Here is a 17,516-nt window from a genome sequence, read left to right as displayed (position 1 = left end):
AATGTCAGATAAATCAAAAATTATTTTATATCCATTAGAAGAATTGCTAGGTAATAGATTTAGTAGATATGCAAAATATATTATCCAAGAAAGAGCTTTACCTGATGTTAGAGATGGATTAAAACCTGTTCAACGTCGTATTTTATATGCGATGAACCAATTAAATTTAACATTTGATAAACCTTTTAAAAAATCAGCAAGAGTAGTTGGAGAAGTAATTGGTAAATATCACCCACATGGAGATAGTTCTATATATGATGCAATGGTTAGAATGTCTCAGTGATGAAAAGTTAATATTCCACTAGTTGATATGCAAGGAAATAACGGTTCAATTGATGGAGATAGCGCTGCTGCTATGCGTTATACAGAAGCTAGACTTACTAAAATTTCTAATCTTTTATTAGAAGATTTAGAAAAAAATACTGTTGTTTTTGCTCCAAATTTTGATGATAGTGAAAATGAACCAACAGTTTTACCTAGTTATTTTCCAAATATTTTAGTAAATGGAGCTACTGGAATTGCTGCGGGTTATGCAACAAATATGCCCCCACATAATCTAAGTGAAATTATTGATGCGACTATTAATATAATTAAAAATCCAAATATTACTATTGATCAAATTTTAAAAATAGTTAAAGGCCCTGATTTTCCAACTGGAGCTGTTATTCAAAATAAACAAGGAATAAGAGAAGCTTTTTTAACAGGTAAAGGAAAAGTAATTATTAGTAGTAAATGGCATCAAGAAAAAAACAATATTGTAATTGATGAAATTCCATATGAAGTAGTTAAACAAGATCTTGTTAAAAAAATTGGTGATGTTATTGATAATAATCCTAATCTAGGAATTAAAGAAATTAGAGATGAAACTGATAGAAAAGGTTTAAGAATTGTTATTGAATTAAATGAAAAAGCTAACTTAGAAACTGTTAGAAAATTTTTATTTAAATCAACTTGACTAAGTGTTTCATATAACTATAACAATATTATTATTGTTGATAAACAACCAAAACAATTGGGTTTAATTGATATTATTAAAGCTTATATTTCTCATTATAAAGAAGTATTTATTAAAAGAACTCAATTTAATTTAAATAAAGCAAATCTAAGATTAGAAATAGTTAATGGTTTAATTAAAACTTTATCAATATTAGATGAAATTATTAAAGTAATTAGAAAATCAGAAAATAGATTAGATGCAATTAATAATTTAGTTATAACTTTTAAATTTACAACAAATCAAGCAACAGCTATTGTTGATATGAGATTATACCGCTTGACTTCAACTGATGTTAATAAATTATTATTAGAAAAAACTGAACTAATAGAAAAAATTAAAAAATATCAAGAAATTTTAAATAATAGTTTAGTTTTAGATAATGAGATCATTTCAAGATTAGAAGAAGTTAAAAAGCAATTTGGTATAAAAAGAAAATCTCAAGTTGAAGATTTAGTTGAAGATTTAGATGTTGATCAAAAAGAAGTAATTATCGAAAAAGAAATTAATTTATGAATTTCAAAAGATGGTTATATTAAAGTTATTGATAATAATATTTTAAATAAAAATGAATTAAGTTCTTTTGGTAAAAAACCAAATGATATGTGAATTAGTCAAGGAGTTTGTTCAAATTTAGATCATTTGATTTTAATTTCAGATCAAGCAAATTATTATTCAATTCCTTTATATAAAATCTCAAGTAGTAAATGAAAAGATCAAGGTGTGCATATAAATAGTGTAGCAACTACTCAACCAAATGAAACTATTATTAATGCTTTAGTAATTAAAGAATTTATAAATTCTACTCAACACTTATTATTAGTTAGCAAAAATGGGTTAATTAAAAGAACTCAAATTTCAGATCTAGAGACTAAAATTTTTAACAAATCATTTAAGATTATGAAAATTAGTGATGATGATAGTTTAGTTTATGCAGATCTAGTTAGTTCTAAAACTTCATATTGTTGTATTGTTACAAAAAATGGATATGCTGTTAGATATAATATTGAAGATATCCCAATCCAATCAACTATTTCAAAAGGAGTTAAAGCTGCTAATTTAAAAGATGATTATATAATTAGTGCTTTAAGTTTACAAAATAATAAAGATGTTTTAATTTTTACAAATAAAAATAATTACAAAAGACTAGATCAAAATTTAATTCCAATTTATATTAGACCAAAAAAAGGAATTAGAATTTTAGTTGAAAAAAAGAAAAACAAAGAACAAGTAATATTTGGTTTTGCAATTAATGATCAAATGAGTATTAGTATTTTAGATACAAATGACCAAATCACTGATATTAATGTAAGTGATTTAAAACATACTAATTTAGAACAAAACAGTATTTCTACAAATATTGATGAAATTTCATATATTTCTATTAAACAATTAATAAGATCAATTGCTTTTGATCAACCTGCTTTAGCAAATAATTTTAATGATCAAAATACAAATGATCAAATAGAAACTAAACCAAAGTTTAATAAATTAGTAAGTGAACGTATTGTTGTTTCAAGAGATACTAAAAATAAAGCTATAAGTAATGCAAACCAAGTTCACGGATCTGATTTAAGTTCTTATTTAGATGATATTTCCTCACTTTTATCTAAAGTTAGTCAAAATAAAAAAGATAAAAAAACTAAACAATTAGATTTTGAAGATTATTTTAGTGATGATGATCAAAATCAAGATGATAATTAAAGTTCAAATTATTTGAACTTTTTTTATTTAATTAGTTTTATTTTATTAAATTTTAATTTAGTAATGTTTTGATATTATTAAAATAGATTTTAAGATTGGAACATATTATGGAAGAACAAATAAAAATCAGAGGTTACTTATCTAAGTTTTTATACAAATCAGATTCTTGAGCTTTAGCTATTTTTACAAGTGAAAATAATTCTAATAAAACTATAAAAATTAAAGGTGAAATTAGTGATTTAAAACCAAAAATTTTATATGAATTAATAGGAAAACAAACAAGTCATATTAAATATGGAACAAGTTTTGAAGTAAGTAGTTTTACTTTAGCAAGTATTAATACAGAACAACAAATTATTAACTTTTTAAAATCTGATGTTTTTCCAGGAATTGGTAATTTAACAGCTAGTAAAATAGCTAAACTTTATTCAAAAAACTTTATACAAGAAATTTTAAATAATAAAGAACAGTTTTTTCAAATCAAAGATATTAGTAAAGATAAATTAGAATTAATTTATAATAAAATCAAACAAATTAATGAACAAAACTTTTTAAAAATTGAATTTATTAATCATAATTTAAACTTAAAAATACTAGATAAACTAAAAAAGTTTACTAATGATGAAAATGAAATAAAACAAATTCTAACTAATAATTGGTTTGAATTTAGTTTTAAGCACGAACTTGGTTTAATGCAAGATATTGATAAGATATTTTTACATTTTAATAATAATGATATTAATAATTTAACTAGAACTAGTTATTGACATTTATATGCTTGTAATGAGATTTTATTTAATTTAGGAGATAGTTATACTTATAAAAACTACTTATTTAAAAAAGTTTCTGATTTAATAAAAATTAATGATTTAGACTTATTAAATAATGGTTTAGATTATGCTATTAAAAATGAATTATTAGTTTTAAAAAATGAAAAGATTTATACTTATGAATCATTTAATGATGAACAAATAATTAGTAAAGTTTTAGTTAATAATCATTTAAAGACTAATGATATTGATGATAATTTATTAACTAGTTATATTAATCAAATTCAACTAAATACACAAATTAAAGATTTTAAATATGACAAAGATCAAGTTTTAGCTTTAAAAAACTTTATTAAACATAAAATCAGTATTATAACTGGAGGACCTGGAACTGGTAAAACAACAATTATTAAAGCAATAGTTGAATTGTTTAAAAAAGTTTATCATTCTAGTAATTATGCAATTTGTACACCAACTGGAAGAGCGGCTGCAAAAATTAGAGAAAACTTTACAGAAAGTCATGCAACAACTATTCATAAACTTTTAGGTTATGAAAAAGACAATAAATTTAGTGTTAATAAATATCATCCACTAGATTATGATTTATTAATACTTGATGAATGTTCAATGATCGATGCTCGCTTATTTTCTCAATTTTTATCTTCAATAAATAATGCTCAAAAAATTGTTTTAATTGGTGATGTTGATCAGTTAGCAAGTGTTGGGTATGGAAATGTTTTTTATGATATTATTAACTCAAAAATTATTTGTACTACTAATTTAATAAACATTCATCGTCAAAGTTTTAATAATGGAATTATTGATCTAGCTTATATGATAAAAAATGATAATTTAGATCTAAACAAATTACAAAACTTAGATAATGTAGAGTTTTTCTTTAATAAAGATAAACAAGCTTGTTTAGAGTATTTAAAAACAGTTTATAGTAAAACTATTAATCAAACTAAAAGTATTCAAGTGATTTCTCCAGTTTATGCTGATATTTTAGGAATTGAAAATTTAAATAATTTTATTCAATATAACTTTAATCAAAATATTTTAGATACTAATAATGTTTATGATAGATTAAGATTTAGATATGCTGTTAATGATAAAGTTATGTATTTAAAAAATGATAGTGAATTAAATTTATCAAATGGTGATATTGGATATATTTGTCAAATTAATAAAAATAATAATAAATTTAATTCAGCTATTATTAACTTTAATAACAACTTGTTTGAATTTACAAGTGAACAATTTGATGAAATTAATTTAAGTTATTGTTGTAGTGTACATAAAACTCAAGGTAGTGAATATGATCAAGTAATTTTAGTTTTACAAGATACTTTATTTAGTAGTTTTTTAAATAAAAAACTTTTATATACAGCTATTACTAGAGCAAAAAAACAACTAGTAGTAATTGGTGATTTTGACTTGTTTATAAAAGCAAGTAAAAAAAATGCAAGAATTAGAAAAACTACTTTAGTTGAACATATTTTAGATAAATTAAATAATTAGTGTAAATAAAAAGTCATAAGATTTAACTTATGACTTTTTATTAGTTCTTAATTTTGCTTTCAATAACTTGTAGTCTTGATTCTAAAGCTTCTCATTTACTTCTTGATTGTAAAACAAAATGAAGAATAATTCCAGAAACTAATCCAAGTAAACCAAATCCTAAAACTACTAATAAAATTAATTGGTTACCAAGTCTATCAGCAACAATACTTTCTCTTCCATTAATAATAATAGTCATTTGGTGTTTTGCTTCAATTGCTGATCTAATCTGTTTAAAGAATGCATCTGGTGTAAAGGCAATAACACTAACAACATTAACTGCTGCTGCATATTTTTCATTTGCAATTCTTAAATCAGTTCCAATTGGAGATCATCTAATTGTAACAACAGCTCAAGTAACAGCTCCCATTACAACTAAATTTAATCCAGCTGCAACTTGTAATATAATAGTTGAAGCTTTTTTTAGATTTGGATCTGTATCATTTGTAATATTATCTAATCCAAATCCAGGTAAAATTACTCCAACTCCAACTAATAACATACCAAGTAATAAACCTATACAAATTAGTGGAATATAAGAATTTTTCTTATCAGCATATTTACCAAATCATCCTGCAATCATAAATCTCATAGCATATGTTCTCATTAACCCAATTAACATAACAGCTAATCCAGGAACTCAGAACACGTTTTTTAAATAGTTTACATATGAAGATAACCCCATTTGTAACATGTAAACTCCTAAAACTAAAATAGCTAATAAAATTACAGTTTTATCTTTAATAACACTTACTAGTGCTTTAACTGAAAAGCTTGGTGGTTCTTGTAATTTAGGTTCTTTAATTAAAAATAAGGCTAATAGTGCTGAAAGAATAATAAATCCAGCATATAAAGAAATTAAAATTAAAAATCCTACTGAAACTCCGTTTTCTCCACCAACTTTACCTAAAATCTCATGGTTTTGCAATTCTAAAAGTAATGTACCAAATAAAGCAATTGCTAAACCAATTAACCCATTTAGCATTCCTTGAATACCGTTGTTTTTTCCAACTTGTTTTTCTTGTAACTCTTTTGGTAAATGTTCAGTGTTAACGTTTTTTACAAGTTTTCATAATGGTGCTCAAAATAATGCACAAGTTGCAAAAGCAAATCCTGCAAAAATTATACATAATTGAACAACCATTAAATTTCTAAAAGCACCTTGTAAAACATGGTCTGTATTACCAGCTAATAGAGGAACAAATGGTAAAATAACATACCAAACTCCTAAAACTCCAGTAATAACAATACCTAATACAACCATTGATTTGGCTCTAAATTTATCTCCTAGTCAAGCTCCAAGTATATAACATGGAAGTGAAACATAACCATAAATAGCTCCAGCTTGTGAATAATCTGATTGAGCTAATCTAAAGTTAGCGTTCATGTTAGGAATAAAATTATCCATATAAAATGGAATAGCCATAATAGCAACATCGGCTAAAGCTAAAATCAAAAGAACATAATTACGTTTAAAAAATTCAGGAATACTTCCAAAAAATTTAGTAACCTTGTCCATATTAATCCATTCTATCAATTTTTATTTTTATTTAATCTTAAATAATTAGTTATTAAATTAATAATTAAACTAATTTAATAACTAATTAGTAGTTTATATAGAACAATAACTAGTCTATACACTTTTATATTACAACATTAAATCTAGTAAAAAATAATAATATTAAAACTAACTAATAATTCATTCTTATTTTTGTTAAAATTTTTAAAAAAGCAAATTTTAAAAGAAAGGAGTGTTTTAAAATTCTGACTGTTTTAAAAACTTATAGATCTTATATAGACCTACTAAATATAATTTAATAATATTTAACAAAATAAAATTGAAATTAGTTCTTATTAACTAATTAATATAAACGAAAGAATCAAATTAAAATCTTATGAAAAAACCAAAACCAAATAATGATAATGTTTTAATTGAAATTAATGACTTAAGGTTTAAATATCATAAAAAACAATCAAATTATGATTTATTAATAGATCATTTACAAATACAAAAAAACCAAATTATTTCTTTACTAGGACCTTCTGGGAGTGGAAAAACAACTTTATTAAACCTTTTATTAGGATATATTAAACCAGACAAAGGAAGTATTCACATTTTAAATAACCCTAAAATTCACGAAGTTGCTTATATTATGCAAGAAAACTCAGTGTATGAAAATACAACTGTTTTTAATAATGTTTTTTTAAGTGCTAAAAATTATTCAAAATGAGTTGAACAAACATATTTGAATTATTTTGAAAAATTTTTAAATAATAAAGAGTTATTTTCAAAAAAATTAATAGATCAATTTGAAGTCTATAAAAATCTTATAAATGATTTAAATTCAAAAACTAAAACAAAAAAACAAGCTTTTTTAAAACTTGTATTTTTATGTTTATTTGAAAAACAAGTAAAACATAAATTTAAGTTTTTAAAAGAAATTAAATTAAAAAATTTATTTAAAAATGAAATAGAATTAATTTCTAAAAAATTAGGTATTGATCAATTATTATATAAAAATGTTAACCAGTTATCTGGTGGTCAAAAACAAAGAGTAGCGTTTGCTAAAGGAATTATTAAAAAAACTAATTTAGTTTTATTAGATGAACCATTTTCTGCACTTGATGCCAAAATTAAAGAATCAACTATTGATTGATTAATTAAAATTAAAAAAGAATTTAATTTAAGTATGATAATAGTTACTCATGACCAACAAGATGCTTTAAAAATTAGTGATCAAATTATTTTACTAGATAAAGGTAAAATCCAACAATTTAGTTCTGGAGAACAAATGTATAATGATCCAAATAATTTGTTTGTTGCAAAATTTATAGGAAGTCCTGAAATTAATTTTATTAAAACACAAGATAATAAAAGTTATTATATAAGACATAATAAAATTAAAGTTAAAGCTAATTTAAATGGTAAATATCAAATTATTGATAAAAAAAGTTTTGGAGATAAAGTACATTATTTAATTAACTTTAATAAAGATATTAAATGAACTTTAGTTTTAAATGATAATTCACTACAAGTTAATGATTTAATTGATCTTAAATATAACCAATCTGATGTATTAGTTTTTAATAAGAATGGAAATCGTATTTATGAATAAGTTCTTATTAAAATTTAAACAAAAAGATAGTTTTAATTTAAAACTAAAATTAAAAAACTCACTACCTGTTTTAAAAATAGTTTTATTAATGTTACCTTTATTACTTTTAATTTTATTATTTACTATTATTCCTATTTTTCATACTTTTATAAAATCTTTAAGATTTACACCAAATGAAGCAAATAGAACTATTTATGAATATAATTTTAAAAACTATAATAACATTTTATCTGATCCTAACTTTAAACATGCTATTTTAAATTCAACGTTTGTTTTATTATTTGGAACTGGAATTTCAATAATTCTAGCTTTAATTTTTAGTTTTATTATTAATTCTTTAATTAGTAAAACTACAAAAAGTATTTTGCTATCAGTAATTTATTCTCAATTTTTTATATCAGGATTTGCTATTGGTATTGCTTTTACTAACTTTTTTGGAGCTAAAAACTTATTTTTTTATATACTAGGATTAAATCAATATAGCTTTACTAGTGGAAATAAGCGTTTGCCAATTTGAATTTATTATGCTATTTATCAAATCTGAAGATCATTGCCATTTAATTTAATTTTATTTGCAGCAGCTTTATCAAGAAGTGATTATAAATATAAAAAGTTAATGTTAAATGATAAATTAACATTACTACAATCTTTTAGATATGTTTATTTAAATGAGTTATCTAAAGTATTATTTTCAATTTTATTTACTAATTTTATTTTTGCTTGTTTATTATTACCATCTGCACTATTAGAAGATAGTTTTAATGTTGATTTAAATTATGCTCATACTTTAACAAGTTATACAATTAAATATTTTGGATGAGGTTCTAGTGGTGTTTTAAGATATGAAAGAGGTTATTCAGCAGCATTTTTTAGTTTTTCTTATTTAGTTTTATTATTATGTCTAATTTTATTATTAAGACCAAAAACAATTAAAAGTATTTATAAATTAATTAAAAGAGTTATTGTAAAAAATAGAGGTAAGTATGAAAACAAAAATAATAATTAAAGAAATTATTAAATACTTATTGATTGCATTGTTGTGTTTGTTGTTATTATTTCCTTTATATTATTTGTTATTACAAGCTTTACTTTATAATAGTTCTATTATTGAAAATAAAACTTATATTTTTATTAAAGAATGAAACTGGTCTAACTTTTTAAAAGCATTTCAAAGCAACTTTTTAGCTGCTTTTGGTTGAACTATATTATTTTCAACTATTTTAATTAGTATAAGAATAATTGTTTATACTTTAGCAATTATTGGTTTATTAAAAATGAAACCTGTATATCAAAAAGTGTTTTTATACTTTTTTATAATCATTAGTTTAATTCCTGAGTTTTCTATATTTTTAAGCTTAAAAACAGTTTTATTACAAATTAATTTATATACAACTCCAATTGCTTATGTTACAAATGCTATTTTTTCATTTTTTAACTTTACATATATTTTTAATCTAGCAAAAAGTATAGAAACTGAAAAATCAAAAGTAATGATAAATGATAATTTAAAATGACATGATAAGCTATTTTATGTTTATTTACCAAAAATGAAATTAGGTTATTTCTTATTAATTATCTTTTCATTTATTTCAGTTTGAAATGATTATTTATGACCACAATTTATACTTTCAAATACTTATACAAACATAACAATTTGATATCAAACACTAGGTAGAGAACAAGAAGCAAGTTTAATAAATGTTCAAGCAGCTGGAGCTATGATTTCAATATTAGTCCCATTAATTATTTATATGAGTTTTTCTAAAAAGATTGGTAGATTTAATTAGTAAGTTTTTACTAAATAAAACTGCCTTTCTTTTTTTAATTTATTTTTTGGTTTTTTAAAGGTTTTAAAAAAATTCATCGTCGTCGTAGTATAAAATATAAATTAGAAAAAAAGAAAAAAATAAAACAAGGAAAATAAAAAAATGAGAAAAAAATTACTTGGATTATCAGCTATGGCTTTAACTATGACTGCTCCATTTGCTGCTATTGCGTGTACAACCACTAAATCAGATAGAGTTTTATTTTCATTAGCTCAAGGTTCAGGTTGACCTTTAGCCTTATCTTTAAAACCTATGGTTAAATACTATAATGAAACATTTAAAAATGAAAAAGGTTTTGTTCCTGTTAAATTTAGCTTTGCAGATAATAAAAAAAATGATCCAGATGTTGAAACACATAGCATTTATGGAGAATTTCAATTAATTAAAAAAGTTAAAGAAGATATGGAAACTGGTAACACAAAAGCATTACCAAACATTATTTTAGGAGCTCAATCTGGAGCTTATGTTATTAATCAAGACCAAAGATTATTAGACGTTTTTGATCAAGGTATTAATAAAAGTTTATTTAGTAGTAAAATTGCTGATCTTCACTCTGTTTTAGCTGGTCAAGGTCAAACTGACAAATTATTTAATATTCCATTTGATAATGCTGATACTGATTCAGTTCACTACAATCTAAAATTAATGAAAAAAATGTTTGATTTAATTAAAAAAGGTGGAGGAAAAGTAGACGATAAACTTGATATTTATAAAAAGGCTGAAGAATCTAAAAAAAGTAATAAAGGTAATAAAATACCAGACAAAAGTATATGAAGTGCATTAAAAGTAAAAACAAATGGTTTGAATAGCACTTCTGGCTCAAACGGAAATGGTGGTTCTTTAAGCAAAATTAATGTAACTGAAGAAACCTTTAAATCTATTAAATCACTTAGAGAACTAGCCGCTAATTTTGTAAACGGTGTTGAAATTGATAAAGATAAAATCAAAGAAGATACTATTTCAGGTGAAGTATTTTCAATAGACTATCAAGAAGATGAATTCTACAAGGAATTACATTCTAGAATTGAAAAACCTGTTTTTGAATTAGAAAATATTACAAGCAACAACAAACCATCTCATAATGTTAAATATAATATAATAAACGATGATAAAACAAAGGAAGAGTTTAAGAAACTTTGAGGAGAATGAAAAGATTCTATTAAAAGAAAAGAAGATAAGACAAAAGGTGAAAAAAATAAAAAAGTCTTTCAATCAATGAAATTTATGGCTAATTTAGATAAAGAATGGGGATCATGAAATATTTTTAGATTCCAAAGTGCTTTTAGTTTAGCTGCTTCAGTTGGTGCTCATCAAAATAAAGTTAGTTCTCTTACAAAAAATCATCCTTACTTTAGTAAAGACATTCTAAATGATCCTAACTTTAGTGTTGTTAACGCAAAAGAAGCCGATGTATTTATGGATTCTCAAATCACTCCAACAATAACAAAACAAAGTAATGGTAGTTCAAATAATACTAATTCTACAACTAATAATATTGGTATTTTCCATGAAGGTGGTTCAAGCATTATTCCAATTAATGTAGGTAATGAAAAATTAAATAACGGAACTAAGAAATTCCTAAAATGAATTTATACAGGTAAAAATAAGATTAACGATTCTGAAGAAGATAATTGATTAACATTAGCAAAAACTTCTGGATATATAATGCCATTAAAAACAGTTGTAAATGAAACTACAGTTAAAACTCTTGAAGAATTAGTAAAAAAACTAGAAGCACAATTAAAAGATAAAAATGATCTTATAAATGAACCTAGTTACTTTACTTTAAATATGTTAAGATCTTCATTATTATCTTTAAAATCACTTGTAAAATTAGAAACTGGTAAGGTTACTGCCAGAGCTGTTGTTACAGATGATAGAACAGCTGAAATAACTGGAAATATTTCTAAATCACTAATTAATCAAACTAATATTGACGGTAATAGCACAACAGAAGCTGACACATTAATTAAACAATTCGAACAAATAGTTAAAAAATAATATACCAAGTAATGATTCTTTAAAAAGTTAGTTATCTAAAACTAACTTTTTTTATTTTTTAATTCATGAAAATCTTTTAAAGTTTAACTTTTTTTTAGTATATACAACATTTTTTTTAAATTACATATTGACAATATTCTAATAATATGATCATTTCATAAAATTATTTTAGATATGTATTAATTTATAATGAGGTTTTATATGAAAAAGTTGCTAGCTTTATTAACTGTATCAGCTTTACTAGTTATACCAACTAGTAGTAGTTTTTTAATAAATAAAGTTTCAAATATTAATGCTAATTATTATGCTGAAAATAATAATGAAATGGAGACTAAAATTAAAGATATTTGAAATAAAGATTTTAAGAATAAATTAAATAGCGCTCAAAAATACAAAGACATTTTTAAAGAACTTCAAGAAAAATTAAACCAAGATAATAACCTAAAATCTGTATCTATTAAATTAGCCGATAGTTCTTTAGAAAATAAAAGATTTAGATTTGATTCAACTGATAGAACAATTGATACAAGAATTAAAATAGAACCTCAATCATTAGATATTTTATTAGATAATCAAACAATTAAACTAGAACTAGGATCAGTTAAAAGAGCTTAAAAAGCAGTTGAATTTAAAGGAAAAACTAATGGTTGACGTGCTTCTTCTAAAGAAAATGAATGAGATATTTCATATTGAAATGATAAAGATTTTGAAGTTTATGAACTAGGTTATTATGATGATGGAGAACAAATTCAAGCTATTAAGCTACCAAAAGATGTAAAAATAGTTCCAGATCATTTGCCAAAAGAAATTACTTCAACAAAAGAATTATTTGCATCTTCAAACCAATTTAATGATGAAAAAATTAAAAAATGAGATATGTCAAATATTGAAGATACATCAGGAATGTTTTTAGGAGCTGCTAAATTCAATCAGGATCTTTCTGATTGAAATACTTCTAATGTAAAAAACATGAGTAAAATGTTTTTAAATGCTAAAGAATTTAACTCAAAAATTTTTAATAAAGTTGATAATGTAACTGATATGAGTTCGATGTTTTTAAACGCTACAGCATTTGATCAAGATTTAAGTAGTTGAAAAGTTAATAATGTCAAAAACATGAATTCAATGTTTTTAGGAGCAACTAAGTTTAATCAAAATTTAAATAAGTGAAATGTTGAAAATGTTACTGATATGAGTTGGATGTTTAAAGACACAACTTCATTTAATAATGAATTATCAAAATGAAAACCTAAAAAAGCAATTGATATGTCTCATATGTTTGAAGGAGCAATAAAATTTGATCAAGACATTTCAAAATGAGATGTATCTAGTGCTAAAAATATGAAAGATATGTTTAAAAATGCTTCAACATTTAATCAAGATCTAAAGGATTGAGATATAACTAGTGTTTCAAATATGGAAGGTATGTTTGAATTAACAACCAAGTTCAATGGTGATATTTCAAGCTGAGATACTAGAAATGTTGAGTCAATGAGTAGAATGTTTAAAGGTGCTACTTCATTTAATAAAGATATTTCAAACTGAGACACTTCTAAAGTTAAAGATATGTCATATATGTTTAGTGATGCTATAAACTTTAATCAAAATATCAATACTAAAGATAATTCAAGTAAAAAGACTTGAGATGTGTCTAAAGTAACTGATATGGAAGGTATGTTTAGCGGAGCTGCTAAATTTAATAACGAATTATCTAAATGAAACACTTCAAATGTAAAAAACATGAGTAAGATGTTTAAGAATGCTAAAGTATTTAATAATAACATTAGTAATTTTGATATTAAAAATGTTAGGTACTTTAATAATATGTTTGAAAATGCTTCAGCATTTAATCAAGACTTATCTAAATGAAGTTTTAAACACCTAGGTAATAATAAAAATATAGATACTGAATCTTATGATTTAAATGCTACATCTTGAAAAGCAGAATGAAAACCAGATAGCTCTTCAAATACTCCAGCTCAACCAGCTCCAGTTCCTCAACCTCAACCAAAACCAGCTCCAGTTGAACCAACTCCTACTCCTAATCCAGTTCAACCAACTCCAGTTCCACAACCTCAACCAGTTCCAACTCCACATAAACCAGTTGATCCAGTTAAACCAGATAAGCCAGATCAACCTGTAAAACCAGTTGATCCAAAGCCAACTGATTCAACTAAACCAATAACTCCAAACAAGCCAATTCAACCAACTGATAATAAAAAACCTGAATCAAAACCAATTCAACCAACTGAAAACAAAAAACCAGATCAACCTAAAACTCCAGAAAATAAACCTGATAATCAAGCAAAACCAGATAATAAGACACAAACTAAAAATGTAAATAATAAAACTGCTTTTGCAGCTGTTAGTGCTGTTTCTATATTAGCGATTCTAGCAATAAGTTCAGTTGTTATATTAATTAAAAAGAAAAAGAATAAATAATAAAAAGGAAAACCTCTACTTTTTGAATAAGTAGAGGTTTTTATTATCTGTTTACTCTTTTGAATTATTTTCAAATATTTTAATAGTTTCACTTGGAATAGTTTCACAAAAACTAAACATATTAACTACATCTTGAAATGAAGATTCAGGAATTTTTAAATCTTTTAATTGATCATGTTTAACTGATAAATTAATTTGATCAATTTGATCATTTTTAATTTTTAAAACAAATTCAGGATCAGCTACAAATACTGAACTCAATCCAACTAAATCAGAATATTTTAAAGCTTCTAGACATTTATCTGGTGTATTAATTCCACCAGATGAAATAACAGGTAATTTATTTTTATAAACATCATAAATTACTTTATTAACTAATTGATTTTTATATTTAGTATTTGATCTTACTTTATTTAAATAAATATCATGACCTCAGCTAGCAATCGCTAAATATGAGATTTTTCCAATCTCAATAATTTTATCTACAAGCTGAATAAAATCTTCAATTGTATATCCTAAAATATCTCCATAAGTTTCTTCAGGAGTTGCTCTAAATCCAAAAATAAAGTTTTTTGGAGCATGTTTATCAATAACTTCTCTTATAGCTTTAACTACTTCTAAACAAAATCTAGATCTGTTTTCAAATGTTGTTGTTGAGTATTCATCTGTTCTTTTATTTATTATTTGACTAAAAAAAGTTTGCATTAATAAACGTTGAGCCATTGAAATTTCAACACCATTAAATCCTGCTTTGATTACTCTTAAAGTCGCATCTTTATAGTCTTGAATAATTTGTTTAATTTTTTCTTTTGGTAGTTCTAAAACTTCATGTTCAATTGGAGTATGATTTTTTTCATAAGATGGTCCATATAAATAACCATATTTTTTTAATGAAGTTTTTGAAAATTTCCCAGCATGAGCTAATTGTAAAATAACACAATTAGAATCAGTTTTCATTGCTTGATATAAACTAGTTAAACTAGGTATATCATCATCACTTTTTGCACTAATTCCATATTCAAATAACTGTCCAAATTCATCAAAATAAACTCCTCCAGTGATTTGAAGTGGTGCTGAATGAGCTCTTCTTTTAACATAATCAGCTTCTTTGTCTGTAATTTTTCCATCTAAAGTAGCTAAACTTAAAGTCATTGGTGAAAGTACAAAACGATTTTCTAATTTAAATCCATTTATTTCAAATGGTTCAAATAATTTTTGATATTTATTCATTATTCTTCATCTAAAATGATTTTTACAACTTCTTCTGGTTTTATTTCATTAAAGAAGTAACTTTGAAGATCAGCATCACTAAATGCTTTTAATAAATCTTCATGAGTCATTTTAGTTCCTATTAATGCTTTTTCTAGTTCTAATAAATCTTTTTTAGCAAAAAAATCACCACTAATTTTAATTTTTTCAATTCTTTGATTTTCAATAGCTAATGAAAAGTTAATAGTACCAATTGCTAATCTAGCATCACGGTTATATTCATATCTAGGACTTAAACCATAAGTTCATTCTCAGTTTTTATATCTAGTTTTAATTAATTCATCAACTTGCTCTCAATCTTTATCAGTCATTATATAACGATTAACATTTTTTAAATCATCAACATTAAAGATTTTTTTAATCATTAAGTCCTTAAATTCAAATATGTCTAAATTTCTATAAGGTTCATCTAAATATTGACTTAAAGCTGCAACTCTTTGAGAAACTGACTTAACACCTTTAGCTTCAATTTTTTTACGGTTTGGATTTAATACTTGACTCATTGCATCATAATCAACATTATAAAGTAATGAATTTCCACCATAAATAACATCATCTAATAACATCATAGCAGCACCAGAAACTTTTTTACCATCAATAGTTAAATCGTTTTTACCTGATTGAGTAATATTTTTAGCCCCTAGTTCTTTTAAAATTTTAATAGTTGGTTCATAAAACTTAGCATAATTTCCTAAAATTTCAGTACCTTTTTTATATGGAATTAAATAACAAATATTAACTGAATTTGAATCAATATAAATTGTTCCTCCACCAGTAGCTCTTCTAACTATTTCTAAGTTTTTTTCTTTTAAATATTTAAAGTTTACTTCAACTTCTGGGTTTTGAAAATATCCCATTTGAATATGAGGATCAGCAATACTTGGAAAAACAATAGTATCATCTATTTTTAAATTACTAGCTGCTCAAATTTGAATAGCTAATCAATAAGCACCATCTTTTATATATTTACCATTTCTAATTGGTTCTATTAGTACCATTTTTTACCTCTTCTAAATTTTTAATTGCTAAATTAAGATCATTTGTATATGTAATTGATTTAGATCTAATTTCTAAAGGAATACGATAAATCTTTTTATTCATAGCTAAATAAGTTGCTTTATTAAATTGTTCAACCATTTGTCAAAAAGGTTTTTTAACAGTTAATTGGTTATTAAAATTAATACCAATTTCTCAAAATAACATTTTTTTATCTTTATTTTGATTAATAAATTGTTCGTAATTATTTTGAGTTTGTAAAAATTTATCATCTTTAATAAACACTTGACATCAATAACGTTGATAAACTTTTAAAAAACTATTGCATTTTTTACAACGTGGAATTTGATCTAAATCAACTTTTAAATCTTTTTGATTATTTGCCATATTTAAAATAGCATCATCATTAATATAAAGTTCATCACTACATTTTTTAGAACATTCTAATAAATTTAATTTACTATCTAAATAAAAAATTTTATTTAAATCAAAACCAGCTAGTTCTAAACTTTGATCACGATTTGTTGTAATAATAAAATAATTTTTATTTTCTAAATAGTTTTTTAAATCAATAAAACTATTATCTAGTTTTTGATCAAAATAATTTAACTTAATATATCTTGAAAAAAATGCTCAATAGTTTTTAATATCTGAAAATGGATAAACACTAGCTTGCTTAAAATCTATAAAATTAAATTCTTTTATAAAATCACTAAAATTATTTTCAAATTCAATTTGTTTATCAGTTTGATAAATTTCAGACCCAATAGCAATTATTAAACCATCATTTTGATTAATTAAATTATCAAGTTGATCTATATTAAGATTTGCATTCATT

Annotated in this window: 12 protein-coding genes; 8 read left to right on the top strand and 4 right to left on the bottom strand. The window is 23.5% G+C overall.

All coding sequences use genetic code 4. The annotated features are described in order from the left end of the window. The first annotated feature begins 1 nt into the window (after position 1). Together parC and recD2 are read left to right on the top strand one after the other, a co-directional pair. Positions 2-2,698 (top strand): DNA topoisomerase IV subunit A, encoded by a 2,697-nt coding sequence (gene parC, locus MSB_RS02290; protein ID WP_013447760.1) that lies wholly within the window; start codon positions 2-4, stop codon positions 2,696-2,698. A 107-nt stretch (positions 2,699-2,805) separates the two neighbouring features. Beyond that, entirely contained in the window at positions 2,806-4,989 is a 2,184-nt protein-coding gene (recD2, locus tag MSB_RS02285) for an SF1B family DNA helicase RecD2 (RefSeq protein WP_013447759.1), read from the top strand. Positions 4,990-5,029: 40 nt separating this feature from the next. Here the strand turns inward: recD2 and MSB_RS02280 are convergent, their stop codons facing one another. Further along, entirely contained in the window at positions 5,030-6,547 is a 1,518-nt protein-coding gene (locus MSB_RS02280; protein ID WP_013447758.1) for an MFS transporter, read from the bottom strand. A 376-nt stretch (positions 6,548-6,923) separates the two neighbouring features. Between MSB_RS02280 and MSB_RS02275 the strand changes: the two genes are divergently transcribed. The 6 genes from MSB_RS02275 (at position 6,924) to MSB_RS02250 (ending at position 14,413) form a co-directional block, all read left to right on the top strand. Continuing rightward, positions 6,924-8,144, top strand: coding sequence for an ATP-binding cassette domain-containing protein (locus MSB_RS02275; protein WP_013447757.1), 1,221 nt, complete (start codon positions 6,924-6,926; stop codon positions 8,142-8,144). Beyond that, on the top strand, positions 8,137-9,150 hold the full coding sequence (locus tag MSB_RS02270; protein WP_013447756.1) for a sugar ABC transporter permease: 1,014 nt from the start codon (positions 8,137-8,139) through the stop codon (positions 9,148-9,150). The genes MSB_RS02275 and MSB_RS02270 overlap by 8 nt, the downstream gene beginning before the upstream one ends. Then, the gene (locus MSB_RS02265) at positions 9,128-9,931 is read left to right on the top strand and encodes an ABC transporter permease subunit (RefSeq protein WP_013447755.1); all 804 of its coding nucleotides are present in this window, start codon (positions 9,128-9,130) and stop codon (positions 9,929-9,931) included. Before MSB_RS02270 ends, MSB_RS02265 begins: the two co-directional genes overlap by 23 nt. Positions 9,932-10,072: 141 nt before the next feature. After that, positions 10,073-11,971 carry a P68 family surface lipoprotein gene (locus MSB_RS02260; RefSeq protein ID WP_013447754.1) on the top strand — a complete coding sequence of 633 codons (1,899 nt, stop codon included), beginning with the start codon at positions 10,073-10,075 and terminating at the stop codon, positions 11,969-11,971. Positions 11,972-12,172: 201 nt separating this feature from the next. Continuing rightward, entirely contained in the window at positions 12,173-12,586 is a 414-nt protein-coding gene (locus MSB_RS02255) for a hypothetical protein (protein ID WP_013447753.1), read from the top strand. Between the two features lie 180 nt (positions 12,587-12,766). After that, complete coding sequence (locus tag MSB_RS02250; RefSeq protein ID WP_013447752.1) at positions 12,767-14,413, top strand: BspA family leucine-rich repeat surface protein; 1,647 nt, start codon at positions 12,767-12,769, stop codon at positions 14,411-14,413. Positions 14,414-14,464: 51 nt separating this feature from the next. On the opposite strand, the gene MSB_RS02245 is transcribed toward MSB_RS02250, so the two are convergent. From MSB_RS02245 to MSB_RS02235, 3 genes are read right to left on the bottom strand one after another with little or no spacing between them, the layout of a single operon-like run. Then, complete coding sequence (locus MSB_RS02245; RefSeq protein WP_013447751.1) at positions 14,465-15,643, bottom strand: NADH-dependent flavin oxidoreductase; 1,179 nt, start codon at positions 15,641-15,643, stop codon at positions 14,465-14,467. Then, on the bottom strand, positions 15,643-16,680 hold the full coding sequence (locus MSB_RS02240) for a lipoate--protein ligase (protein WP_013447750.1): 1,038 nt from the start codon (positions 16,678-16,680) through the stop codon (positions 15,643-15,645). The genes MSB_RS02245 and MSB_RS02240 overlap by 1 nt, the downstream gene beginning before the upstream one ends. Further along, positions 16,658-17,515 carry a deacetylase SIR2 gene (locus MSB_RS02235; protein ID WP_013447749.1) on the bottom strand — a complete coding sequence of 286 codons (858 nt, stop codon included), beginning with the start codon at positions 17,513-17,515 and terminating at the stop codon, positions 16,658-16,660. Before MSB_RS02235 ends, MSB_RS02240 begins: the two co-directional genes overlap by 23 nt. Between the last annotated feature and the right edge of the window lies 1 nt (position 17,516).

Origin of the sequence: Mycoplasma leachii PG50 (assembly GCF_000183365.1) — a bacterium.
Lineage (GTDB): Bacteria > Bacillota_I > Bacilli_A > Mycoplasmatales > Mycoplasmataceae > Mycoplasma > Mycoplasma leachii.
This window is presented reverse-complemented; position numbering and strand designations above follow the sequence as displayed.